General features: G+C 61.2%; 24 protein-coding genes. 16 read left to right on the forward strand and 8 right to left on the reverse strand.

Annotation, left to right across the window (positions count from 1 at the left end; genetic code table 11):
* Nucleotides 1–363 (reverse strand): succinate dehydrogenase, cytochrome b556 subunit (gene sdhC / locus ACTHNZ_RS22600; protein ID WP_440544815.1); only part of this gene is annotated, 363 nt, incomplete at its 3' end.
* A gap of 126 nt (nt 364–489) precedes the next feature.
* The gene (locus ACTHNZ_RS22605; RefSeq protein WP_440544816.1) at nt 490–1278 is read right to left on the reverse strand and encodes a GntR family transcriptional regulator; all 789 of its coding nucleotides are present in this window, start codon (nt 1276–1278) and stop codon (nt 490–492) included.
* A gap of 229 nt (nt 1279–1507) precedes the next feature.
* Here ACTHNZ_RS22605 and ACTHNZ_RS22610 point away from each other — a divergent pair, with 229 nt between their 5' ends.
* The 5 genes from ACTHNZ_RS22610 to acnA all read left to right on the forward strand — a co-directional run bounded on the left by ACTHNZ_RS22610 (nt 1508) and on the right by acnA (nt 8532).
* The gene (locus tag ACTHNZ_RS22610) at nt 1508–2491 is read left to right on the forward strand and encodes a malate dehydrogenase (RefSeq protein ID WP_440544817.1); all 984 of its coding nucleotides are present in this window, start codon (nt 1508–1510) and stop codon (nt 2489–2491) included.
* Nucleotides 2492–2556: 65 nt separating this feature from the next.
* Entirely contained in the window at nt 2557–3570 is a 1014-nt protein-coding gene (locus ACTHNZ_RS22615) for an HpcH/HpaI aldolase/citrate lyase family protein (RefSeq protein WP_440544818.1), read from the forward strand.
* Between the two features lie 149 nt (nt 3571–3719).
* Nucleotides 3720–4220 carry a hypothetical protein gene (locus ACTHNZ_RS22620; RefSeq protein WP_440544819.1) on the forward strand — a complete coding sequence of 167 codons (501 nt, stop codon included), beginning with the start codon at nt 3720–3722 and terminating at the stop codon, nt 4218–4220.
* Nucleotides 4221–4248: 28 nt separating this feature from the next.
* Nucleotides 4249–5700: a bifunctional 2-methylcitrate dehydratase/aconitate hydratase gene (locus ACTHNZ_RS22625; RefSeq protein WP_440544820.1), complete on the forward strand. Its 1452-nt coding sequence runs from the start codon at nt 4249–4251 to the stop codon at nt 5698–5700.
* 114 nt (nt 5701–5814) lie between these two features.
* A complete protein-coding gene (gene acnA, locus ACTHNZ_RS22630; RefSeq protein WP_440544821.1) occupies nt 5815–8532 on the forward strand; it encodes an aconitate hydratase AcnA in 2718 nt (905 codons plus the stop codon).
* A 78-nt stretch (nt 8533–8610) separates the two neighbouring features.
* Here acnA and ACTHNZ_RS22635 read toward each other — a convergent pair whose 3' ends face one another.
* Nucleotides 8611–9042: a GNAT family N-acetyltransferase gene (locus ACTHNZ_RS22635; protein WP_440544822.1), complete on the reverse strand. Its 432-nt coding sequence runs from the start codon at nt 9040–9042 to the stop codon at nt 8611–8613.
* Nucleotides 9043–9266: 224 nt separating this feature from the next.
* Between ACTHNZ_RS22635 and ACTHNZ_RS22640 the strand changes: the two genes are divergently transcribed.
* Nucleotides 9267–9875, forward strand: a complete 609-nt coding sequence (locus ACTHNZ_RS22640; RefSeq protein WP_440544823.1) for a hypothetical protein — start codon at nt 9267–9269, stop codon at nt 9873–9875.
* A 66-nt stretch (nt 9876–9941) separates the two neighbouring features.
* Here the strand turns inward: ACTHNZ_RS22640 and ACTHNZ_RS22645 are convergent, their stop codons facing one another.
* Nucleotides 9942–11042, reverse strand: a complete 1101-nt coding sequence (locus tag ACTHNZ_RS22645) for an MBL fold metallo-hydrolase (RefSeq protein WP_440544824.1) — start codon at nt 11040–11042, stop codon at nt 9942–9944.
* A gap of 84 nt (nt 11043–11126) precedes the next feature.
* On the opposite strand from ACTHNZ_RS22645, the gene ACTHNZ_RS22650 reads away from it, so the two are divergent.
* The 5 genes from ACTHNZ_RS22650 (at nt 11127) to ACTHNZ_RS22670 (ending at nt 14887) form a co-directional block, all read left to right on the forward strand.
* Nucleotides 11127–11783 carry a TetR/AcrR family transcriptional regulator gene (locus tag ACTHNZ_RS22650; protein ID WP_440544825.1) on the forward strand — a complete coding sequence of 219 codons (657 nt, stop codon included), beginning with the start codon at nt 11127–11129 and terminating at the stop codon, nt 11781–11783.
* 12 nt (nt 11784–11795) lie between these two features.
* The gene (locus tag ACTHNZ_RS22655) at nt 11796–12131 is read left to right on the forward strand and encodes a hypothetical protein (protein WP_440544826.1); all 336 of its coding nucleotides are present in this window, start codon (nt 11796–11798) and stop codon (nt 12129–12131) included.
* A 39-nt stretch (nt 12132–12170) separates the two neighbouring features.
* Complete coding sequence (locus ACTHNZ_RS22660; RefSeq protein ID WP_440544827.1) at nt 12171–12827, forward strand: class I SAM-dependent methyltransferase; 657 nt, start codon at nt 12171–12173, stop codon at nt 12825–12827.
* A 260-nt stretch (nt 12828–13087) separates the two neighbouring features.
* The gene (locus tag ACTHNZ_RS22665; protein WP_440544828.1) at nt 13088–13300 is read left to right on the forward strand and encodes a DUF1059 domain-containing protein; all 213 of its coding nucleotides are present in this window, start codon (nt 13088–13090) and stop codon (nt 13298–13300) included.
* Between the two features lie 192 nt (nt 13301–13492).
* Nucleotides 13493–14887, forward strand: coding sequence for an FAD-binding oxidoreductase (locus tag ACTHNZ_RS22670; RefSeq protein WP_440544829.1), 1395 nt, complete (start codon nt 13493–13495; stop codon nt 14885–14887).
* A gap of 139 nt (nt 14888–15026) precedes the next feature.
* On the opposite strand, the gene ACTHNZ_RS22675 is transcribed toward ACTHNZ_RS22670, so the two are convergent.
* Complete coding sequence (locus ACTHNZ_RS22675; RefSeq protein WP_008954152.1) at nt 15027–15371, reverse strand: cupin domain-containing protein; 345 nt, start codon at nt 15369–15371, stop codon at nt 15027–15029.
* 265 nt (nt 15372–15636) lie between these two features.
* On the reverse strand, nt 15637–16539 hold the full coding sequence (locus tag ACTHNZ_RS22680; RefSeq protein WP_440544830.1) for a LysR family transcriptional regulator: 903 nt from the start codon (nt 16537–16539) through the stop codon (nt 15637–15639).
* A 195-nt stretch (nt 16540–16734) separates the two neighbouring features.
* On the opposite strand from ACTHNZ_RS22680, the gene ACTHNZ_RS22685 reads away from it, so the two are divergent.
* Entirely contained in the window at nt 16735–16872 is a 138-nt protein-coding gene (locus ACTHNZ_RS22685) for a DUF3563 family protein (RefSeq protein ID WP_440544831.1), read from the forward strand.
* Between the two features lie 16 nt (nt 16873–16888).
* On the opposite strand, the gene ACTHNZ_RS22690 is transcribed toward ACTHNZ_RS22685, so the two are convergent.
* Together ACTHNZ_RS22690 and ACTHNZ_RS22695 are read right to left on the reverse strand one after the other, a co-directional pair.
* Nucleotides 16889–17728: a helix-turn-helix domain-containing protein gene (locus ACTHNZ_RS22690; RefSeq protein ID WP_440544832.1), complete on the reverse strand. Its 840-nt coding sequence runs from the start codon at nt 17726–17728 to the stop codon at nt 16889–16891.
* 33 nt (nt 17729–17761) lie between these two features.
* On the reverse strand, nt 17762–18319 hold the full coding sequence (locus tag ACTHNZ_RS22695) for a carboxymuconolactone decarboxylase family protein (protein ID WP_440544833.1): 558 nt from the start codon (nt 18317–18319) through the stop codon (nt 17762–17764).
* 367 nt (nt 18320–18686) lie between these two features.
* On the opposite strand from ACTHNZ_RS22695, the gene ACTHNZ_RS22700 reads away from it, so the two are divergent.
* The 4 genes from ACTHNZ_RS22700 to ACTHNZ_RS22715 all read left to right on the forward strand — a co-directional run bounded on the left by ACTHNZ_RS22700 (nt 18687) and on the right by ACTHNZ_RS22715 (nt 24658).
* Entirely contained in the window at nt 18687–20381 is a 1695-nt protein-coding gene (locus ACTHNZ_RS22700) for an eCIS core domain-containing protein (protein WP_440544834.1), read from the forward strand.
* A 375-nt stretch (nt 20382–20756) separates the two neighbouring features.
* Complete coding sequence (locus ACTHNZ_RS22705) at nt 20757–21482, forward strand: hypothetical protein (RefSeq protein WP_440544835.1); 726 nt, start codon at nt 20757–20759, stop codon at nt 21480–21482.
* Nucleotides 21483–21626: 144 nt separating this feature from the next.
* Nucleotides 21627–22916: a hypothetical protein gene (locus tag ACTHNZ_RS22710; RefSeq protein ID WP_440544836.1), complete on the forward strand. Its 1290-nt coding sequence runs from the start codon at nt 21627–21629 to the stop codon at nt 22914–22916.
* Between the two features lie 296 nt (nt 22917–23212).
* Entirely contained in the window at nt 23213–24658 is a 1446-nt protein-coding gene (locus ACTHNZ_RS22715; RefSeq protein WP_440544837.1) for a DEAD/DEAH box helicase, read from the forward strand.
* The last annotated feature ends 119 nt before the right edge of the window (nt 24659–24777 follow it).

Raw genomic sequence — 24777 nt, forward strand, 5'->3', positions numbered from 1 at the left:
GACGAACACGACGATGGAGGTGCGATGGCCGTTTTCCTTGGACACCGATTCGTGATTGGTGTCCATCAGCAAGTGACGGATGCCGGCGCAAAAGTGAAACAGGAAGGCCCACGCCAGCACGAGCGTGATGAGCTTGACGAGCAGGTTCGAGAGGAAGAACTTGAACGACTCGAAGCTCAGCTCGGAAGTCAGGCTTTGGTCGAAGAGGTAAAGCAGGAACGGCAGAAAAACGAACAGAAGCGCACCGCTGACTCGATGCAGGATCGATACGCGCCCCGCTAGCGGTAGGCGGTACGCCAATAAAATCTGCCCCAGACCGATGTTCCGGAATTCCGGCCTCGGTTTCTTCGTGGCTTCTGCCATGCTAGACCCCTACTATGTAGTCACACTAATCCGCGATTTTAGCGCTTTTTCATACTGCAGCGCAGCGAAAACCAGACAACACCGTTGCACGCGATGCAACGATCGAGCCCGCGGTTCCGGCGCCGCTCAGCTCAAGTCGTTCTGATAGTAGTACCCGGTGGTGACATACCAACCGCGGCGTACTTCGACCGGCCGATCTCCGTATGTATAGGACACGCGCTCGACCGACAGCAGAGGAAATCCGGCGGACACTGCGAGCAGCTCCGCCACCCCGGGCTCGGCGGCCACGGCACGGATCTTCTCCGACGCGCGAATCATGCGCGTGCCGAACTCCGCCTCGAACATCGCGTAGAGCGGGCCCTTGTACTCGCTCAGCCGCTCGAGCGTCAGGCCGCGGAATACGGCGCCTGGCAGCCAGATCTCGTCGAGCACCGTCGTCACGCCGTCGAATCGCAGCAAGCGCTTGATCAAGACGACCGGCTCGGCAGGCTTGAGCTCGAGCTGACGCGCGATCTCCGCCGGCGCGCGAAGGCGGCGGCATTCGAGCAGTTTGCTGACATGCGGATGCTCGGCGCCGTCGTCAGCCAGCAGCCGCAAGAACCGGAACTGGGCCCGATCCTCGTTGTGGGTCGCAACGAACGTACCTTTGCCCTGGCGGCGCACGACCAGGTTCTCGGCGGCCAATTCGTCGATCGCCTTGCGCACGGTACCTTGGCTGACCTTGTAGCGCGCCGCGAGTTCGACCTCGCTCGGGATGATCTCCCCGGGCTTCCATTCGCCGGACTCGAGGCTCTGCGTGATGAGCCCCTTGATCTGCTGATACAGCGGGCTGAACGTAGGCGAAGGGGCGCCCACGGCCGTGCCGTCGCCGGACTGGTCGTTGGAATTGCCCGCGCTTGCCTGGTTCGCATTCATCCGCGCATTTCAACACAAAGGGCCCGCGCCCGTCCAGTTTTCATGCCCAATTCATATGTCTTATATAAGACATAAGATACGGTTGACTTTGGAAAGTCACGCTCCTACACTCCGTCGCGGGCGAGAGTTTAGGCCACGACATCTACACGCTGCGCGTAACGCGCATAAAATGGCGTTTTTCCTCGCGTAGACGCATCAAACGCACCATCGCATCCTTGGAGAGTTTTCAATGGCTAAGTCCGCAAAGCGCGTTGCCGTCACCGGCGCCGCAGGTCAAATCGGTTACTCGCTGCTGTTTCGCATCGCCAATGGCGATCTGCTCGGCAAGGACCAGCCCGTCATCCTGCAACTGCTCGACCTCCCGCAAGCGCAAGCCGCCGTTAAGGGCGTCGTCATGGAGTTGGAAGACTGCGCATTCCCGCTGCTCGCGGGCGTGGTCGTGACGGACGATCCCAAGGTGGCGTTCAAGGACGCCGACGTCGCATTGCTCGTGGGCGCCCGCCCGCGCTCGAAGGGCATGGAGCGCAAGGATCTGTTGTCGGCCAACGCTGAGATCTTCACGGTTCAAGGCCGTGCGCTGAACGAAGTCGCAAGCCGCGACGTCAAGGTGCTCGTCGTCGGCAATCCGGCGAACACGAATGCCTACATCGCCATGAAGTCGGCGCCCGACCTGCCGAAGAAGAACTTCACGGCCATGCTGCGCCTCGACCACAACCGCGCGCTGTCGCAACTCGCAGCGAAGTCGGGCAAGCCCGTCGCATCGATCGAGAAGCTCGCCGTGTGGGGCAACCATTCGCCGACGATGTACCCCGATTTCCGCTTCGCGACGGCCGAAGGCCAATCGCTGACGAAGCTCATCAACGACGACGAATGGAACCGCAACACGTTCATTCCGACCGTCGGCAAGCGTGGCGCGGCAATCATCGAAGCGCGCGGCCTATCGTCGGCGGCATCGGCTGCCAACGCGGCGATCGATCACGTACGTGACTGGGTGCTCGGCACGAACGGCAAGTGGGTCACGATGGGCATTCCGTCGGATGGCTCGTACGGCATTCCCGAAGACATCGTCTACGGCGTGCCCGTCACCTGCGAAAACGGCGAGTACAAGCGCGTGGAAGGTCTCGAGATCGATGCTTTCTCGCGCGAAAAAATGGACTTCACGCTGAACGAGCTGCTCGAAGAGCGCGACGGCGTGCAACACCTGCTCGGCTAAGCGCCGCGGCACCGGCGCGCCCGCACCAGCAGGCGCGCCGGCTCGAAGCTTTTTACACGCCGAAGATGCGCGCCCTCACTCCCGCGGAAGTGTTGTTCGACGGCGAAACGCCGCCCGCGCTGCTGCCCGTATGCGATCACTACGCGGGCAGCGAAAAGCTGATGCTGAAATCGCTCGCGCTTCAGGCCGAGCTCGGACCCGTTTTCGATGTGACGCTCGATTGCGAGGACGGCGCAGCGGTCGGCCATGAGGCCGAGCATGCGGAACTCGTCGCCTCGCTCATCGGCAGCGAGCACGATCGCTTCGGACGTATCGGCGTACGCATTCACGACTTCGCCCATCCGCACTGGCGCGACGACGTTCGCCTCATTCTGCGAGCGGCGAAGCGCGCGCCCGCCTATGTTACGGTGCCGAAGGTGCGCAGCGTGGCCGACGCCGCGGAGATGTGCGCCTTCATCGAAGCCACGCGGCGCGAATTCGGAATCAACGCCCCCCTTCCCACACAGTTGCTGATCGAAACGCACGGTGCACTAGCGGACGTCTTTCGCCTCGCATCGCTGCCGACCGTCGAGGCCCTCTCATTCGGCCTGATGGATTTCGTCTCGGCACACGACGGCGCGATCCCCGATTCGGCGATGCGCTCGCCCGGTCAATTCGACCACCCGCTCGTCCGGCGCGCCAAGCTCGAGATCGCCGCGGCCTGCCATGCACACGGACGCGTCGCTTCCCATAACGTGAGCACCGAAGTGCGCGACATGACGATCGTCGCGGCCGACGCAGCCCGCGCCCGCGACGAATTCGGCTACACGCGCATGTGGAGCATCCATCCGGCGCAAGTGCCCGTCATCGTCGCAGCCTTCGCGCCGCGCGACGAGGCGATCGCCACCGCCGCCGAAATCTTGCTCGCGGCGCAGGCCGCGAAGTGGGGCCCCACGCGCCACGGCGATACCCTGCACGATCGGGCGAGCTATCGCTACTACTGGTCCGTGCTGCGCCGGGCGCGCGCGACCGGGCGGCCGCTGCCGCCCGAAACGGCGCCGCTGTTCGCCACCCCCGCCCCCACGGAGAAGACATCGTGAAAGGGATTCGAAAATCTGAAGTTTGTCTCGCCAAATAGGAGAAAATAGCGACCGCCGCGCGCTGCCATGCGCGCTGGATAGCCGGCGGGCCACCCGCCGCGCGCTTCGTGTCCTATTTGTCTCACTGTCATTCAAAGGTCTTGATTCCCATGAAGAAACTGCTGATCGCCGCCGTCGCCGCCTCGCTCTCGCTCACGACGCTCGTCGGTGCGAACAACGCATTTGCGCAAGATGGCGGCAGCACGGCCACCAAGAAAAAAGCGAAAGCGCCCGCTCCGAAGCATCGGCTGGTGAAGCGCAAGGCCACGAAATCCGTCGCAAAGGCCGATCCGGTGCCGGAAGGCTCGGTGCTGTGGTCCTGCGAGGACGGCCTGTCGTTCGATCTGAAGGGTGACATGCAGCGCGACCAGATCGTCACCGTTCACTGGGCGAACAAAAACTACAATCTGCCGCGCGAAAGCACGACGACGGGCGCCGACCGCTTCCACGACTCCGCCACGGGTCTCGACCTCGTCGTGATTCCGACGAAGGCGATGCTGTTCTCGGACCACGACGGCGCCCGCCTGGCCGATGAATGCAAGACGGCCGCGATGATGCAGGGCGCACCGGCCCCGACGCGGTCGAACGCGCTCCAAAAGTCGGGCAGCTGACGTTCCAAAGCAACGGAGCCTCGACCCCATGTCCGCACCGACCTCCAACGTCCGGCCCGCGCCGGACCAGGTGCTCGTCGATATCGTCGATTACGTCCTGGATGTCCGGATCGACAGCGCGCCTGCCCTCGAGACGGCGCGCTATTGCTTGATCGACACGCTCGGCTGCGGACTCGAAGCGCTCTCCTATCCCGCCTGCACCAAGCTGCTGGGCCCCATCGTACCGGGCACCCTCGTCCCGAACGGGGCCAAGGTGCCCGGCACGCAATTTCAGCTCGACCCGGTGCAGGCGGCCTTCGACATCGGCGCGATGATCCGGTGGCTCGATTTCAACGACACCTGGCTCGCGGCGGAATGGGGGCATCCGTCCGACAATCTCGGCGCGATCCTTGCGACGGCCGATTGGCTGTCCCGCAACGCCGTGGCAGCAGGCAGAACACCGCTCGCCATGAAGGACGTCCTCGTTGCGATGGTCAAGGCGCACGAGATTCAAGGCATCATTGCGCTAGAGAATTCGTTCAACGAGGTCGGGCTCGACCACGTGCTGCTCGTCAAGGTTGCCTCGACGGCCGTTGCCGGGCAGATGCTCGGGCTGTCCCGTGACGACCTGATCAATGCCGTTTCGCTCGCGTTCGTCGACGGCCATCCGTTGCGCACGTATCGGCATGCGCCGAACACGGGCTCGCGCAAATCGTGGGCGGCCGGCGATGCCACCTCGCGCGCGGTACGCCTCGCGCTGATCGCCAAGACGGGCGAGATGGGCTATCCGTCCGTGCTGACGGCCAAGACGTGGGGCTTCTACGACGTCTTGCTCAAAGGCAACGCGCTGAAGTTCCAGCGTCCCTACGGCTCGTATGTGATGGAAAACGTGCTCTTCAAGATCTCGTTCCCCGCCGAGTTTCACGCCCAGACGGCAGCCGAAGCGGCCTTGACGCTGCATGACCGCCTGCGCGCGCAAGGCAAGCGCATAGAAGACATTTCGAAGATCACGATCCGCACGCATGAAGCCGCGATTCGGATCATCGATAAACAAGGTCCGCTCGCCAATCCGGCCGACCGCGACCACTGCATGCAGTACATGGTTGCGGTCCCGCTGATTTTCGGGCGCCTGACGGCCGCCGACTATGAGGATGCCGTCGCGGCCGATCCACGCATCGATGCGTTGCGTGCGAAGATCGTGTGCATCGAAGACCCGCGGTTCACGGCGGACTATCACGATCCGGACAAACGCTCGATCGCCAATGCGCTGACCGTCGAGTTCCGCGACGGAACGAAGCTCGACGAAGTGGCCGTCGAATACCCGATCGGACACAAGCGGCGCCGGGCCGAGGGACTCCCGCTGCTCGTCACGAAGTTCGAGACGAATCTCGCGCGCCGCTTCCCCGAGAAGCAGCGTCGGGCGATTCTCGACGTCTCGCTCGATCAAGCGAAGCTCGAGACGATGCCTGTCAACGAGTACGTCGATTTGTACGTCATATAGGTCACATAGGTCACGTAGGTCATAGCAACCCGAATTCATGCAGGCCCGAACGCTGGTTCAAGGTTCAAGAAAACGTAGCAACGTCATTTCCTCGCTCTAAACCTAGGAAAAACCATGGCCCACAATCTGCACAACACGCTCAAGGAATTCGACAGCGGTACCGGCAAAGGAAAGTTCTACTCGCTTCCGGAGCTGGGCAAGGCTCTGAACGTCAAGATCGAGCGGCTGCCCGTATCGATTCGCATCGTGCTCGAATCGGTGCTGCGCAACTTCGACGAGAAGAAGGTCTCGGAAGAGCACATCAAGCAGCTCGTCAACTGGAAACCGACGGCTGCCCGCGTGGACGAAATTCCGTTCGTGGTCGCACGGGTCGTGCTGCAAGATTTCACGGGCGTGCCGCTGCTGGCCGATATCGCCGCGATGCGCGGCGTCGCGCAGCGCGCGGGCAAGAACCCGAAGGCGATCGAGCCGCTCGTGCCGGTCGATCTCGTCGTCGATCATTCGGTGCAGATCGATTATTTCCGTCAGAGCGACGCGCTCGATCTGAACATGAAGCTCGAGTTCCAGCGCAACAACGAACGCTATCAGTTCATGAAGTGGGGCATGCAGGCGTTCGACACGTTCAAGGTCGTGCCGCCCGGCGTCGGCATCGTGCACCAAGTGAACCTCGAGTATCTCGCCCGCGGCGTGCACAAGAAGACCGAGAACGGCGAGACGGTCTACTATCCGGACACGCTCGTCGGCACGGACAGCCACACGACGATGATCAACGGCATCGGCGTCGTGGGCTGGGGCGTGGGCGGCATCGAAGCGGAAGCCGGCATGCTCGGTCAGCCGGTTTACTTCCTGACGCCGGACGTCGTGGGCGTCGAATTGAAGGGCAAGCTGCGCGAAGGCGTGACGGCAACCGACCTCGTGCTCACGATCACCGAAATGCTGCGCAAGGAGAAGGTCGTCGGCAAGTTCGTCGAGTTCTTCGGCGACGGCACGGCCTCGCTCGCACTACCGGATCGCGCGACGATCGGCAACATGGCGCCCGAGTACGGCGCGACGATGGGCTTCTTCCCTGTCGACGAAAAGACGATCGACTACTTCAAGGGCACGGGCCGCACCGATGCCGAAATCGCAGCCTTCGAAAACTACTTCAAGGCACAGCAGCTTTTCGGCATTCCGAAGGCCGGTCAAATCGACTACACGAAGGTCGTCACACTCGACCTCGCCACGGTGGCACCGTCGCTGGCCGGTCCGAAGCGTCCGCAAGACCGCATCGAAATCACGCACGTCAAGTCGACGTTCTCGGATCTGTTCAGCAAGCCCGTCAATGAAAACGGCTTTGCGAAGAAGCCGGCCGATCTGGACGCCGAGTACACGACGACGAACGGCGTGAAGCTGAAGAACGGCGACATCCTGATCGCGGCCATCACGTCGTGCACGAACACGTCGAACCCGAGCGTGCTGCTGGCCGCGGGCCTGCTCGCGAAGAAGGCCGTCGAGGCCGGGCTGACGGTGGCGCCGCACATCAAGACGTCGCTGGCGCCGGGATCGCGCATCGTCACCGAATATCTGACGAAGACGGGCCTGCTGCCGTACCTGTCGAAGCTCGGTTTCGAACTGGCTGCTTATGGCTGCACGACCTGCATCGGCAATGCCGGCGATCTGACGCCGGAGCTGAACGAAGCCATCACGAAGAACGACGTCGTGGCGGCTGCCGTGCTGTCGGGCAACCGCAACTTCGAAGCGCGGATCCATCCGAACATCCGCGCCAACTTCCTGGCCTCGCCCCCGCTCGTCGTCGCCTATGCGATCGCCGGCACGATCACGCGTGATCTGATGACCGAGCCTGTTGGCAAGGGCGCGGGCGGCAAGGACATCTACCTCGGCGACATTTGGCCGTCGAGCGAAGAAGTGAACGCGCTGCTCAAGTTCGCGCTGGATGCCGATGCGTTCCGCAGCAACTACTCGCAGCTCACGAAGAGCGGCGATCTGTGGAGCAAGATCGAGGGAGAGGAAGGCCAGGTGTACGATTGGCCCAAGTCGACGTATATCGCCGAGCCGCCGTTCTTTGGCAACGATTTCTCGATGACGCCGTCCGACGAAGTTCCGGAGATCCAAGGGGCGCGCGCGCTCGGCGTTTTCGGCGACTCGGTGACGACCGACCACATCAGCCCGGCCGGCTCGATCAAGGAAGATTCGCCCGCCGGCAAATGGCTGAAGGCGAACGGCGTGCAAAAGGCCGACTTCAACAGCTACGGCTCGCGCCGCGGCAACCATGACGTGATGATGCGCGGGACGTTCGCGAACGTGCGCATCAAGAACCTCATGATTCCGCCGAAGGCGGACGGCACGCGCGTCGAAGGCGGCCTGACGATCCACCAGCCGAGCGGCGAACAACTGTCGATCTACGACGCCGCGATGAAGTACATCGACGAAGGCACGCCGACGATGATCTTCGCCGGCGAAGAGTACGGCACGGGTTCGTCGCGCGATTGGGCGGCCAAGGGCACGCAGTTGCTCGGCGTGAAGGCCGTCGTGGCGCGCAGCTTCGAGCGGATCCACCGTTCGAACCTCGTGGGCATGGGCGTGCTGCCGCTGCAATTCAAGGGCACGGACAGCGTCCAATCGCTCGGTATCACGGGCGAGGAAACGTACGACATCGAAGGCCTCGGCGAGGACATCAAGCCGCAACAAGAATTGACGCTCGTGATTCACGGCAAGGACGGCAACACGCAACGCGTGCCCGTGCTGCTGCGGATCGATACGCCGATCGAGGTGGACTACTACAAGCACGGCGGGATCCTGCCGTTCGTGCTGCGCTCGCTGTTGGCGGCGTAACCTCCCCTGCGGTTTTGCAGGTGCCGCGCTTCATACGAAGCGCGGTGCATTCGATGCCCGGCTTTGGCCGGGCTTTTTTTACAGCATCTTTTTCATCGATGGGGCGGGGTGCCGCACATAATCCCGGCGTTCGTAGAACGAAACGGCTGTTGGTTTGGCATCGAGAAACACCGTGCTCATTTCGCGGCTACGAGCATCGGCTTCCGCGTAGTCCATCATTGCGTCCCCTATCCCGCTACCCCGCGCTCGCTCCGCGACGATCAAGTCGTCAACGTGTAAAAAGGCGCCGCGCGCGAGCGTGTGGACCGGCCGCATGCCCAACACGCCTACGAGCTCGCCTTCAACGAACGCACCGACGAGTTCATAACCGGAATACGATTGCCTCGTTGCACGCCGGAGAAACTCTGCTTCGTCGAGCGAACGCAACTGAGCGATAACCGGAAAAGCGTTGGGCCATTCGGCGGGAGATAAACGCCGGACATCGATCGCAAAACGGTTGGTAGCGGTCATGGGCTGACTCTCCTTCGAGTGACTATGGATTATCGGATTATCGCGCGGGCGGCATCAGCAGTGTGGCTGGAGCGCCTCCGCCGACGTCCCCTTTCCGACTCGCTTCAAAATCCACGATAATGACGCCCGCAATACCAAACGAGCAGATGCCGGCCGTCGAAATCGACGGCCATTGAAGGTATCGCTTTCACAACGACCAACTACACGAGGGGTCCTCCAATCCAATGAAACGCCTTCTTTTGCTGGCCCTGTGCCTGACTTCTTCCGCCGTCCTTGCGGGCGAGCGCAGGCACGTTCTACTCGAAACGCCCGTCACTTACGCTGCAGGTGCCAACGTCGTCGAACAAGTCAAAGACGAATGCCATATCGACGATATGTTGACCCATCACGTTGGGGATGCCCTTCGCCGGCTCAATCGGAGCGACAGCGGGACGATCGATGCGAACAGCGCCCCCGGCGACGCCGAGGTCCTGAAACTACAGATCACCTATGTCATGGGCGTAGGCGGCGGCGCATGGACGGGACCCAAAGCCATCTCCCTGTCGGCTGATCTGATCGACAACGGCAAGGTCGTGCGCCATACGAAGTTCAAGCGGTGGTCCGTCGGAGGCATGTGGGGTGCATTCAAAGGCACCTGCTCGATTCTCGATCGCACCAGTTTGATCATCAGCAAGGATTTGAGCCGCTGGGTGCACAACCCGCGCTATGAAATCAAGGATGAGGATGTGCCGCCACCGGCTTCCGCGACGAATGCGGCAAATGCCGCAACCGCGGCGCCTGCGGCAGCTTCCTCCGACACGACGGCCGAAGATGGCGGAAAGAAAGAGGATTGAACGTCTTCCCGTCGTCAAGCAGTATTCGCCCCTCCCCATCGGGCGCGCGCGATGAAGGCTAAAACGTTACGCGACGTTAGGGTCAAGCGGTAGAGCGTGGGAGGCGGTTTCCACGACGTTGCGCCACCATCGCTCTCCGCGATGCGGCACGGCCAAGTTGAGCCGCTCCCCCATGCGAGGTGTCGAGATCGCGACGTTGTGCGCAGCGCACAGCGAAGCCACGCGCTCGAACGGATCCTGCCAGCGATGCATCGCCAAATCGAACGTCCCGTTGTGAATCGGCATCAGCCAACGGCCACGCAGATCGATATGCGCTTGCACAGTGTGCTCGGGCTGCATGTGAACGTAGGGCCATTGAGCATCGTATGCGCCCGTTTCGAGCAGCGTGACGTCGAACGGACCTAAGCGTTCGCCGATGGTTTTGAAGCCATCGAAGTAGCCGGTATCGCCGCTGAAAAATACGCGAAGATCGGCGTCGACGATCACCCACGACGCCCACAAGGTACTGTTGCCGTCGAACAAACTTCGGCCGGAGAAATGCTGAGCCGGCGCGGCCGTGAATTCGAGGCCGTCGACCACCGTACCTTGCCACCAGTCGAACTGGCGAACCTTTGCCGCATCGATGCCCCATTCGATCAGACGGTCGCCCACGCCCAGGGGCGTGAGGAACACGTTCGTCACCTCGGCCAATGCGAGCACCGTCTCTTTGTCGAGATGATCGTAGTGATCGTGCGACAAGATGACCCCGCGCAACGGCGGGAGATCGGCAAGTGCGATCGGCGGCGCATGAAAACGCTTCGGACCGAAGCGGCGAAACGGCGACGCACGCTCGGCGAACACCGGGTCGGTCAACCAAAACTGGCCGCGCAGCTTCAGCAGCATCGTCGAATGTCCGAGACGGTACAGGCTACGATCGGGCGCGGCATCGAGCGCTTCACGCGTCAACGAATCGACCGGCAACGCGCCCGCCGGGACCGTGCCGCCCGGCTTGTTGAAGAGCAAATTCCATGCGATGCGCAACGTCTTGCCGAACCGCTCAACGGGGCGAGGCTTCACGTTGTTGAAACGCTTGCCGTCGTGTTGTGGGGATGTGCTCGATAATTCACGGCCGCGCTTCGCCGCCGTAAGGCCGAGCGTTGCGCTGACAGAATCGATGATCGACGGCATGCGAAGTGGCCCGAGATTGAAAGTACACCGAACAGTGTAGTTTATTGTCGAGAAAAGTAAACTGATTGGTGTAATATTTTGTGAATGAACGCGAGTCCTCTCCCTCAACGTCTGACCGATCGGAAGCGCGCCGCCATCATCGACGCGGCCATCGAGGAATTTCGCGCCGCCGGGTTCGAAGCCACCAGCATGGATCGGATCGCGGCGCGGGCCGATGTTTCGAAGCGGACGGTTTATAACCACTTTCCGAGCAAGGAAGCGCTATTCGCGGCCATATTGCGGCAACTCTGGGATGAAAGCGAGGCGGGCAATGCGCCGGGGTATCGGGCCGATGAGCCGCTGCGGCCGCAGTTGCTGGACTTGCTCATGCGCAAGCTGCGATTGCTCAATGACGAGGCGTTTTTGTCGCTGGCTAGGGTGGCCATTGCCGCGGGCATTCATTCGCCCGAGCGCGCGCGAGATATGGTGGCGCGGATGGGCGAACGGGAGGAGGATCTCACGGTTTGGATTCGGGCTGCGGCGGCGGATGGAAGGCTGAAGACGCGCGATCCGTTATTCGCCGCGCAGCAATTGCAAGGGCTCGTGAAGGCGTTCGCGTTGTGGCCGCAGGTCACGATGGGACAGGCTCCGCTTACGAAGAGCGAGCAGAAGAAGGTTGCGGAGTCGTCCGCGGATATGTTTCTCGCGCAATATGGGCAGGCAGCGCGAAGTGCTAGCTTGGACAGAGGAAAACTCGAATAGGACCGCCCACGCATGAAAAAGATCCAGACCTTGAGCACCACCCCCGCTTGGTTCGAATATGAGGGTTCGCTTACGACAGGCTTTAGCTTCGTTATCGGAGAAACTCGGACCCGCGACTCCGTATCCGCCGAGTTGCTACAGCGACTGATCGCTCATTTCAGTCGCCAACCAGAACCCGTGCAAATTGGCGCGTCACATGACAAACCGCCCGCTGGCTCGATCGGTGCATGGCTCATCGACGAACGTGGCGGCAGGCAGTTGGCATCCTATGTGGCGGCCGTTCTCGTTGCGGAGGGCCATGCGGAGCTGTCGGGCACACGGCTAATCGTCGCCGGCATGGCTCTTTAAAGCACGATGGCGGGCCATGTGCTACCGGAGACTATGTCGATGTCGATCAACGTAAGCGGCACCGAAGGTTACGCCGAGAATGCACCGGCCCTCATCGAGCAATGGAAGAGCATTGCCTTCGCCGAACATCATGCCCCCGTTCTGCACTTGATCCCGGCCGGCCCTTCCGATGTTCTCGACATTGGAGCCGGAATTGGGACCGATGCCGCTGCTTTCGCGGCGATGGGGCATCGCGTGGTCGCCGTGGAGCCAGTGGATCGATTGCGGGCCGCTGCACTCGCACTTCATTCATCGCCTAGCATCGAATGGGTCGATGACGGCCTTCCGGAGTTGGACGTGCTTCGCTCAAGGCAACGAACGTTTGATCTCGTCATGCTGACGGCCGTTTGGATGCACCTCGATGAAGATCAACGACAACGAGCAATGCCGAACGTGACTTCGCTCCTCCGCGATGAGGGCTTGATGATCGTGTCGTTGCGACATGGCCCCATTCCTTCCGGCCGTCGAATGTTCGACGTTTCCGCGGAAGAGACCATCGAACTGGCGAAGCGTCAGGGTTTCCGGAGGCTGCTGAATATCCAGACCCAATCCATCCAGGCAGCGAACCTGCACCTGGGCGTGACATGGAGTCGGCTCGCGTTTATCAAGGAACGTCAGGCACATGCGACAGTGGGCGCTTCCTTGGCGTTTGCCTAGTCGCGCACGCGGCGGTTCGTCCGCGCCCTAACCTCTTAGGAAATGCAGCGCCGAGGTAGAGCGGGAGATCGCCGCATGTCGAGTGCGATATGGCGAGTGCGCCGCGAATCTCTCCATGCTTCTTTAACTTCACTCCCGGCGGCCTATACTTTCATTTCGCCTGCCGCAAGGAGGGTCCCGCGTGGTCCACGTCCATCGCGCGGCATCGCGCGCGTTCGTCCACGCGAAGTCCCTGATTACTTTCATGTGAGGAAACGATCATGGCGCGCAAATACATCGATTGCCGGGAATTTCCCAGCGAAATGAACTGCTCGGTCGCGCTGTCCGCCGATTCGGAAAACGAACTGCTGGAGGCAGCCGTGCAGCATGCGGTAACGGTCCATAAGCATGCCGACTCAAAGGAACTGCGTTCACAGTTGAAGACGCTGTTTCACGACGGCACGCCACCCGTGGAGTCGCCGCGTCGCGCGTGAAGACAGCGCCGATGATCGAAGCGCAGCTATGTCGCGGCGCCCTGCCACGCGGGTAGTGCATCGCACATCGGCTTCTACCACGATGGCGCATTGCGATCGCGATACGAAGTCTTGCCATTGAGTTAGGGCGCAGATCCGTCGATTGCAGCGAACGTTGCCTGCACTCGTCGTCGGTATGTCAGGAGGTATCTCATGGTCACGTTATCCGGAGATGCAATCGAAGGACTCAAAGCCGCGACGAGAGGGCAAGTGCTGCTGCCTGCCGATCCCGGCTTCGACGACGCACGCTGCGTATGGAACGCCATGATCGACCGCCGCCCGGCGCTGATCGTGCGCTGCGCGGGCGTAGCCGATGTCCGTCACGCGGTGAACTTCGCGCGCGAGCACGACCTGCTGCTGGCCGTGCGCGGCGGTGCGCACAATATCGCCGGCAGTGCCGTGTGCGACGAAGGGTTGATGATCGACTTGTCGCCGATGAAATCCGTGCGGATCGATCCCGCCGCGCGGCGCGCCTACGTCGAACCTGGCTGCACGCTGCGCGACTTCGACCACGAGGCACAGGCGTTCGGCCTCGCAACGCCGCTCGGCATCAATTCCACGACAGGCGTCGCGGGCCTTACGCTTGGCGGCGGATTCGGCTGGTTGAGCCGTAGGTTCGGCATGTCCGTCGATAACCTAATATCGGCAGATATCGTCACTGCTGACGGCGAACTCGTGCATTGCAGCCCCGATTCCCACGGCGATTTGTTCTGGGCCATCCGCGGTGGCGGCGGCAATTTCGGCGTCGTCACGATGTTCGAATTTCAGTTGCATCGAGTCGGCCCGGAGATCTATGGCGGTCTCGTCGTCTTCCCGATCGAGCAGGCTCGCGATGCGCTCGTCAAGTACCGCACTGCCCTCGACTCTTGGCCTGACGAACTGACCGTATGGTCCGTCGCGCGCTTCGCGCCACCGCTGCCATTCCTTCCGTCGGACGTCCACGGCAAGCCCATCATCGCGTTCGCGATCTGCTACACAGGGCCGATCGAAAACGGACCCGATGTGGTCGAGGAGATACGAAAGTTCGGTACGCCCTACGGCGAACATCTTGGACCGATGCCGTACACCGCATGGCAGCAAGCGTTCGATCCGCTGCTTACGCCGGGAGCGCGCAACTACTGGAAGTCGCACAATCTCGCCACGCTGGAAGACGGTTTGATCGACGCGTTCATCGACGCGATCGGCACGCTGCCATCGCCCCAATGCGAGATTTTTTTCGGTGCCATCGGCGCGCAAACGACGCGCGTCGCGCCCGACGCCATGGCTTATTCGAATCGCGACGCGAAGTACGTGATGAACGTCCACGGCCGTTGGACGGAAGCCGCCGACGATGAACGCTGCGTTGACTGGGCTCGAGCGTTCTTCGACGCATCGGCTCCGTTTGCACTCGGCAGCGTGTACGTGAATTTCTTGACCGGAGACGAAGCTGGGCGCATCGGCGCGGCGTACGGCGTCAACTATGAAAGGCTCGTCGCGGTGAAAGACCGTTACGATCCCCACAATCTCTTTCGCCATAACCAGAACATCAAGCCTTCTGCGCAGGTATAAGCGGGCCGCGTGTGGCGGTGGGGGAGCGCATGCGGGGGAGCGGCGTCCCCGCATGCTTTGCTTGGCCGTCGTCAACGCACCGTCAGCTCGCAGCCGCGAGCCACCGAGCGTCGCGCAATCCCACCTTCAGCGTAAAGATTTAAGCGAAAACGAAGTACTTGCGCACCGTTTCCACGACTTCCCACGTTCCCTTCATACCGGGTTCGATCACGAACACATCCCCGGCCTTCAGATGCACCGGCTGTTCGCCTTCCGGCGTGATGATGCAGTAGCCATCGAGGAAGTGGCAGTACTCCCACTTCTCGTAATTCACCTCGAACTTGCCCGGCGTACAGATCCACGTGCCCATGATCTTGCTGCCGTCCTTCGAGAGGTAGGCATTGAGGTTCACGGTGTGCGGATCGCCGCCGATGCGCTTCCACTTGGTGGCATCGACGACCGGAGTCGGGCAGGTTTCGCGTAGAACGGTGATGAAATCGGACATGTCGGCCCCAAACTATCTGATTGACTAAGGTGGGTCACGTTAACACGCACGACATGTCGAGTCGCGTCTGGATCCGACAAGGAGTTTGTCTGGATCCGACATGCGGAAACCGCGCAGCGGCGACCCAGCGAGCAGCGCGGCTATATTTCGCGCTGATCAGCGGAGGACGGGTCACGCTTCCTTATGCTTGCCGAAATCCACGCTCATATCGGTCTCTCCTTCGCATCCGAAAAATCGCGCGCCGGGAGAAAGCGAGCCCATGACCCTAACTGAGGAGCCGTGACGCCGTCTGAACGATCTCGTCGACGAACACTTTGACCATGGGATGGTTGCGCTCGCCGCGGCGATAAGCCACGTAGATTTTGCGGCGCAGCTCGGGCCTCAGCTTGACCCATGCCACGCCGGGCGGCGAACGTAGCATTCTGAGGCCCGGCGCGACCGACACCGAGCAGCCGGACGCCACCATCGCTTCGACCATCTCCGAGCCACGGCATTTGGCGTTGGTGCGAGGCTCGAACCCGGCGCGGCGGCATAGATCGGCGACAAGGCTGCCGTAGGGCCCCGCTCTCGATTCCATCGCCCAAGTTTCATCCTTCAGATCGGCAAGGCTGAGCGACGGTTTTTTGCTCAACGGATGATTCGTCGAAAGCGTTGCGTACCACACGTCTTCGGCCAGCGGCACCACCGTGACGTGTTCCCGGTTGTCGCCCGCCACGATCGACAGGTCGTCGATCAAGGCGATGTCCGTTCTCCAAGACCGCAGCGCCGCGACGCCGTCAATCGCCTCCAACTCCTCGATGACGATTTCGAGGCGCGGAAACGCACGCCGCAACGCGTTGACGGTCTCGGGAAGCACGACCGACGCAATCGACGGAAATGCAGCGACGCGCAACTCACCCGCGATCTCGCGCCGAAGCTCGGCCATTTCCGAGCGCGCCTCGTCCATCACGACCATGAGCCGCTCGGCGTGCGCAACCAATGCATGACCCGCTGGCGTCAGCCTCACGCCACGGCCGATACGCTCCGTCAGCTTTACGCCGGCCTCCTCTTCCAGTTGTGCAATCTGCTGTGACACCGCCGAAGGCGTCAGGAAGAGCGCCTCGGCGGCGGCAGCCATCGTGCCGGATCGCGCCAGCTCCAAGAGCGCCCGCAGGCGACCGATTTCCAAGGTGCGTGCCTCTCGACGACAGGTTGATTCAACAATTCTACTAATGTATTGCCTAAGAAACGATAAGTATACGTGAGCGTAGTTAGAACCTACGATTGAATCGTCCGACAACGTTAGCGGCCAGCCGAGCGACGCACGAATGGCGCCGGGTTCCGCGAACTGCGTCACTGGTCAGCAACTTCTTGGGAGATCATCATGATTGCCTTCCTTCTCGCACGGATCTGCCGCTGGTTCGACCGTGCCGAACAACGCCGCAACGATGCGTACCTTGCTGGAGCACGGGATGTTGCGGAGCTCGAACGGCGCATGCGCTCGCTGGAAAGCTGCTGGTGACCGGGTGCAGTTGCTGCTATTTCGCGCTGACGAGCAACCGGTGGTGACGAGCTTCGGTTTCGTCGTCGGCGGGAAACATGCACTCCAAGCGAAACTCCTGCGCCATCACGTTCCGAGGCGCGCCAAGCGTCGTGATCATCGAGAAATAACGAAGTACGACGCCTTCGTGGATAAACCCTATCGGAATGAACGGCATAGCGGGTGCAGCAGACGGTCCGCTATGCGTCTTCCAGTCGCTTGGCACGTCGGGATAGGCGAGCAATTCGTCCAGCAGGCGCTTGGTGCCCGGGTCCACGACGTGACCGACCGATTCCCGGTGCACGCGTTGTAGCAAGCTGCGCGAGACGTCGTCCCAATCGGCCACGAACGGACGCATTCCCTGTGGATCGAAAATCAGATGCAGCATATTGCGCGGACCTGTGCGCGACGCCATGTCGATGAAGCGATCGAAGAAGCGCGGTGCGGCGCTGTTGGTCATCAGAACGTTCCAGTGGCGGTCCATCACGATCGCCGGAAATGGCTCGTGCTGACGAACGACGCGTTCGAGCGCGCGGATGACGGCATGCATTTCCTGTGCATTCCACGGCGCCTCTGAATACATAGGCGCATAGCCCGCGGCGAGCAGCAAAGCATTGCGCTCGCGCAGCGGCACGTCGAGCGTCTGGGCGAGCGCCAGCAGCGTGTCCCGACCGGGCACGCTGCGCCCGCTTTCGATGAAGCTGATCTGGCGCTGCGAGATGCCGGCCTCGAGCGAGAGATCGAGCTGGCTGATACCTCGCACGTCGCGCCAATAGCGCAGCAAATCACCCAATTCGCTCTGCGACGTTTTTGGATTAGTACGGGCAGCGGTCACCATATTTCTCTCGCAAGGCGGGCCAACCAAAAGGACTCAATGTGCGGGGGCATGCCAGGCAAATGCCTCGAACTGTGCTTCGAGCCGGGGCCGGGTCACGCTGCTCGTGTAGTTCGTGATCGTCGATGCGGCAACCACCGCGATGACCTCGAGCGTCTGCTCTATGCTAAACCCTGCTTCAAGGAAGCGGCTCTGATCCGATGAGATCAGGCGGCCGCGCTTTTCTATCAGCGTGCGCGCCAATGCCGACAGCGCCGCCAGTCCAGCATCATCGGGCAACGCGCCGCGGCGGATTGCGTCGACATCGGCGGGAGCTACACCTTCCTTTAGCGCGAGTGCCGTGTGAAACGCGACCGGCCATTCGCTGGCATTCACGACCGCATTGGTCAGCAACAGCGTTTGTATTTGCGGCTCAGTCAAACTGCTGGCATGGACGCGCTCGAACAGGCCGATGAAACCGGCGATCAACGTGGGCGACGTCGCCATCTTGGCCGCGATGTTGGGGATTTGGCCGAAGAGGTTTTCCAGTTGCTCGAGCACGGGTTTGGCTTGCGCGGGAGCCGATTCGATCGTGTGAACGGGATAGTCGGACATGGTAGCTCCTTGGGATGAGCGCCACCGGGACGGCGGCGCGACAACCGGAGAGTAGAGGCGCCCCTGCCTTGCGCCAATTACATCCCATGTAATAGCCAATGTGCGATGTCGATTTCGACGAGGTAGTCGTCGTTCGCACGGACGTAACGTGCGCCGTACCGTCGCCGTCGGTCTGGGATGGGCCGGTGTCGTTCGCTCGACAAAGACGCAGCGATCGAACAGTAGGACAGTGGCCGCGCGTTGCCCTACGAAGGGTGACGGACTCGCTCGCTAACCCGACGTTTGCAGTCCCCGGAGCCATCGTGCATACTCGCGCGCGGAGACCAAAATAATGAAACCTTCTAGAAACGTTTCAGAAGTTCATCGCGTGCGCGTGCGATCGAGGGAAATCGAGCGCTGGTTCGGGGTCGATTTTTCGGGCACCGCTATCCGGCGTTCTGCGCTGCCGTCTCGCTTGGGCATGTGGGGCTTGGCGGCCGGGCGAAATGTGCTACTCGCGCACGATGCGCCTTCCGTCGCGACGCGCGAGGGCCTGCGGCTTCTGGCGCACGAACTCGCGCACACTCTCCAGCACCGAACCCTTGCCGCGCCACCTGAGCGGGATGTCCTGCTCGAAGATCCCGAACTGGAAGCCGAGGCCGATCGTTTTGCGGACGCGGTCGTCGCAACGCTTTGCGATGGCCTCGCCCCCGATCTTTCCGCCGTGCCGTCGGCACCCGGACCGGCCCCGTCGTCGAAGGGCTCGTTTCTGCAGGCCGCTTTCCGACACAAGTTCGAGTTCATCCCGGCGACGCACGTGCCGCCCAAGTGGGCGTTTCTAGTCGCGAAGATTGCCAGCTTCTTTGACGCATACGAGCGCGAGAAGCACGCGCAAGCCGCTCGCGACTACGACGCGATGCAGAACCAACTGACCGCGGGCGGGGACGCGCATCCCATTCTTCACGCGTACGAAAAGGCCCACCTCACGCACGGCAAGGACTGGCACGACCTCGCCGACAAACTACTCAAGCGGTGCGCAGGACAAATCCAATTCAGCAAAGATCCTTGGTCCGTCGATTTGATGCGTGACGATTCCATCCAGATCTTCGCGCGCCACTCTACGGAACGCGGCGTCCAAAACACGCTCGTCGTGCTCGGCTCAGTCGCATTCGGAAATTTCCGGTTCCGGTCGATTACCGCTCAACCTGCCGGCGCCCGGTCGGTCGTCGTCGAGCGCATCGCCAAACCGGGAAAGCACTATATCTACGTTCCGAACACGGACACCTACGTTAGGCGCTTTGTCGCTCGCGGCCTCAACCAGTCGGACGCCCTCAACCTCGACCTTGGCCAAGACCTTCAGGCGCCCCATGCAGGCGACGCCCAGAAGCGGGAAATTTACTCGTCCGCCCAGCGATCGCGCCATGACGTGCATGAAGGAGCCGCCCTACTCGCGTCGCAGCAACTTCTGAGTCATACGCGCGGTTGGCAAAAGCGCTACATTTCCACGGGCGTGTCGAACCGGCCGGCGTTGTCGACCCGAGGGCTTCCATTTTCCAGTGTGTTCGGCGCCGTCACCATCGATCTTGCGAAGGTCGACCCGCGAACGATCTTCCCACTGAATTCCCATCTCGCTGCGGAACGACTGTTGGGCGGCAGCGTGACGGCGCTCAATGTCGTCAACTCGCCTGTGGCGCAGCCTATTGGCGATCGAACGTTGCTGGACGAAGAGTTCCTGGCGATGCGGGACGTTCTGCGCACGCGGGAGCTCGTCATCCACGGCACCGTCCCGCATGCTGCGATTTGCGCCCAGCGCCAACCGGGTGTAGTGCTGGGAATCGCGGGCAGAGGGGGCCCTACGGGCGGGCATCCGGCGGATTACGTTCCCGCCCACCTATGGTCGCTGAGCACCGAACGGCTCGCCTATCCGTGGGATGGCCCCGGCGGCCGGGGTGCCAGGTGGTGGTGGTTCGCCGCCTACGCCAACCGTGGCCTCGCCAATGCAGCGGCCAGGAGCCTTCGTCGCGGCACCGAATTGCATATCTTCGGTACGTACGCGCCTGTTTGTCCGCCGGGGACTAATTGATGTATGGCTGTAAGGGAGGTGTCCCTGACAGGCGGTACAAGGGAACACGGTCAAAATCGGACTGCGCATTGTCAAGCCAAATGACTACTTCTTAGCAGGCAGCGTGACTTCGCTCTGCGCTTACCACCGGTCGTAAGCGGCCATCTGCGGACGTTCGCCGACATTTCGATGCTGACGCTCGAACGACTGCTGCTCCTTGGCATGGGACGCTCAAATCTCGATGGCGCGCGTTCGGACGTCAAGCTGGACCACACGCGGCGACGAGTCGAATCAGACGCAGGCACAACGCCTGCGGACCCGCTTGACCCGAGTGCAATCAATCGCACGAACGTCCTGTTATGATCGACAGCATGACCGACATCAGCGGGGCCGCGCATGAGCGACAGCGATAGCCGCAGCATCAGCGATAGCGACGAGAAACGAGCCTTTGAAGTTGGCCAGTTTAAGGACAGCGTGGCAGGGTCGCCGGTCAAGCTGATAACCGTGACGGCAGCTAACGGCGAAGACATGACGGCCATGGTAGAGGGGTTTGCCCGCTTCATCGGGCTTGAGCAGGCCGCACCGGGGCGATACAGCATGCTACTGGTACTGGCATTGTTCGGTGGCGCTCAATCGGGCATGCTGAACCCCGCAAAGGTCGTGCATGAGATATGCGCGCTGGAAGGCATCGGCCCGCCAAGCAAGCTGAAGTCACCCGTACAAAATAAGCATCCGCCGCTGAAAGGGCTATGGCATAAGCACTACCTGGAAGACGGGCCGCGAGCGATGGCGCTTAATATCTTAAAAGGGCTGAAAAAGTACAGCATTCCGGTGTTTCAGCAACGTATCGAAGAGGCGAAAGCGGCAGGTGAGGAGCGCTATGTCTCAGTGGAGGATATTGAAGCAATTGCTACCGATGCGGTGCACGGCAACTGGATGCGCTTGGCGGCGGCGGAAGCGCTAACTGGCGAGTGGATCGTATACGCCCGCCACGAAGGCCAGAATTACTACCTAGCACTCGCGACGCACGACAGGAGTACCCATAACCAAGTGCGCCAGCAGATCGACGCGCTCTGCTGTCAGGAATTTCCTTTCCTCACCGGTCTTCTTGCAGACACATAGTCAGTGCCCCGCATTGGACGTCCGAAGGCGCAACGCCTGCTATTCCAAATCGGCCTTCATTAACCTAACGCAGATTCCGCGTCGCCCAGTTTCCATACTGACTGTGACCGACGTACAAACAATCCAGCGACAGAAAGAGTCTTCATGCGCTCAATCGATTTTCTTGATATTCCCGCTGAACAATCCACGCATTCGTTGACCATGGTCGAAGAATCATTTGGATTGGACTGGTTAGCGGCGTCGAATGGCACGCACAAATTGCAACGCGTTTGGCAGCGATCGGACTCCCTAGCGACCATCGAACTGATCACGTTGGGTGACGCTATCGCGCTTGTCAAAGCGATTGACTCAGCATGGGTTACTGACAGGATCACGGACATCAAGACGAGTAACGCCACTAGCCACGGCCATCTGTTTGAGGTGTTGGGAATTGCGATGCTGGCGCGTGCCGGTATGCAAGTCCGGCCGACGCGTGGCAATCTTCCAGGTGTCGATGCTCTAGTGTCGTTTGCGGATGGATTTGAAGTGAGACTGTCTATGAAGAATCACGACATCTCGGATCATGAACGTTTTTTCCGCGAGCGGAGCCTGAAAACGCGTATGTCCGTTCGGAAATCGTTACGGGAAAAAGGCAGTTCGGCGCAGGTCTTAATCGACGCCTTGGAATGCCTGACAGAGCCGGACTGGGCAAGGGTTGAGAACTTTATTAGCGCGATACCTACTGTGACATCACAGCCTTACAAGGGGGAGGCGATTCCAAAGAAAGTCGTGGTCGGAATCAGCACGCTTGCTCCGCAGGCGGGAGCGCAAGCGCTCGCGGCAACGCATTTTTCGGACACGTTTATTGCGATTTCTCCGCACCACAAGAATGAGCAGAAAAATTTCCTCGATAAAGTCTACAAAGCCACGGTGAACCTGCGAAAGCATGCGACGCGATCAGAGCACACGGCTAACGCCGTGTTCATGAGGCTGCACCCTACAGCCTCGCTAAACGACATCGAAACGTACGCAAGGGAACTGTTGAATGATAACGAGTCCGACCCAGGCGTCGACGCGGTTCTCTTGTATCAGCCCTCGGTCACCCGTCGCGACGGCCAGTCATCTGTTACTCATCACTTTCGGTTTATCACTTCATCACGGTATCTCACTCCCGGCCATCAGTTCAATTTGGCAGCTCTGATTGGCCTCGTATCGAGCGAATCGTCTCATAACGAACTGCATTCTTCAAACGGCTCCAAGCTTGTACTCGAGGGGAAATATATGTACCAGAGCGGCGATCACTACTACCTGGCTCAGGAAACCGCAGATGGGTTTTCCGCGAACTTGGCAGCGATTGCGCCTGGCATTTTGACTCACGCAGTATTCACGCAGCCACCTCCCGGCTGCGTTATCAAAGGCCGGTTCCCCCCCGACGAAGAACTCGCAATTCTTTGAGTCGATATGCAGGGTTAACATTCGACGGAGCAGGTATCAAAACGCGCAGTGAGCATAGACGATCTGTGATGGTGCGTGTATGGGACCGCTGAGTTGCAGCTCGAAAGGCCGCTGTTAGCCGAAGTGCAGTCTCTGAGTCGCCGAGGGGGAACGGCTGTAGTGGGTCGACTTCGGCCTCCGCAACCCCTGCACTATCAGACGCCCGCCCCAAAGACACGGCCAAGAGTCCGCTACCCTCAGCCCTTCACCCCCAAGCATTCCCCGCTAAAATCGCACCTTTACCCCGGAATACACCGATGTCTTTCGCTTCGCTTGGCCTGATCGATCCCTTGCTGCGCAATCTGCAGGACCTCAACTACCGGACCCCTACACCGGTGCAGGTCAAGGCGATTCCCGCGGTACTCAGCGGCAAGGACGTCATGGCTGCGGCACAGACGGGCACCGGCAAAACAGCGGGCTTCGCGCTCCCGTTGCTGCAGCGGCTAGTGCAATACGGCCCGGCGGTGTCCAGCAACCGCGCGCGTGTTCTGGTGCTCGTGCCCACACGTGAGTTGGCTGAACAAGTGCTGCAAAGCTTCATCGATTACGGCAAGGGCCTCGACTTGCGATTTCTGGCCGCCTATGGCGGTGTGAGCATCAACCCGCAGATGATGAAGCTGCGCAAAGGCGTCGATGTGCTCGTCGCCACGCCCGGCCGTTTGCTGGATCTCAATCGCCAGAACGCAGTGCAGTTCGATCAAATACAAACACTGGTGCTCGATGAAGCCGACCGCATGCTCGATCTGGGCTTTGCGCGCGAACTCGATGCCGTCTTTGCTGCCTTGCCCGCTCGGCGCCAGACCCTCCTCTTCTCCGCCACATTTCCCGATGATATCCGCGCCATGGCGGCGAACATTCTTCGCGGCCCGGTCAACATCAGCGTCAGCCCGCCCAATGCCACCGCCAGCAACATCAAGCAGTGGGTCGTGCCGGTGGATAAAAGGAACAAGCCGGAACTCTTCATGCATCTTGTCGCCGAGAACCGCTGGGAGCACGCGCTGGTGTTCGTCAAAACCCGCAATGGCGTGGACTATCTGGCAGCCTTGCTCGATGAAGCGGGCTATGCGGTGGATACCATCCACGGCGATAAGCCGCAACCCGCACGCCTTCGCGCGCTGGAGCGCTTCAAGAACGGCGAAGTCAATATGCTGGTAGCCACGGATGTCGCCGCGCGCGGCCTCGATATCGACGACCTGCCGCTGGTGATCAACGTCGACTTGCCGATCGTGGCGCAAGACTACGTGCACCGCATCGGCCGTACCGGCCGCGCGGGCGCCAGCGGCGTGGCGGTGTCTCTCGTGTGTGCCGATGAAGCGCCGCAACTCGCCGCGATCGAAGCGCTGATCCGGCAAACGCTGCGCCGCGAAGAAGAGCCGGGTTTCGAAGCCGAACACCGCGTGCCGGAAACGAGCGCGACGGGCCAGATCATCAAGAAACCCAAGAAGCCGAAGAAGCCCAAAGTGCCGCAAGCTGCCGCCGGTGCTGCGCCAGTGCTCGGCAAAACACCGCCCCCGCGAAGTGGCGCAAACAAACACACGTCTGCGGCGCAACGCGTTAGGACCGCGGGTAAAGGTGCAAACGTCTCGAGCGGTAATCCGTTCAGCGCGCAAAAGCCACGCAGCAAACCGGCGGGCAAGCCATCTGCGGGTGCGCGGACGCCGGCTGGAAAACCCGCCGGTGGCCGCGGCAAACGCCACCCCTGATCCGCAAAAGCATCGTCGAAAAACGCCGCGACTGCTCCGAGGACTGATGAAGGAATCGCGCTGATCTGGTGCACCGCCACCAGATATCGGGGCGGTTTACCGGCGAAGCCAGCCGAGGA

It is taken from the genome of Trinickia sp. (assembly GCF_051953955.1).
GTDB lineage: Bacteria > Pseudomonadota > Gammaproteobacteria > Burkholderiales > Burkholderiaceae > Trinickia.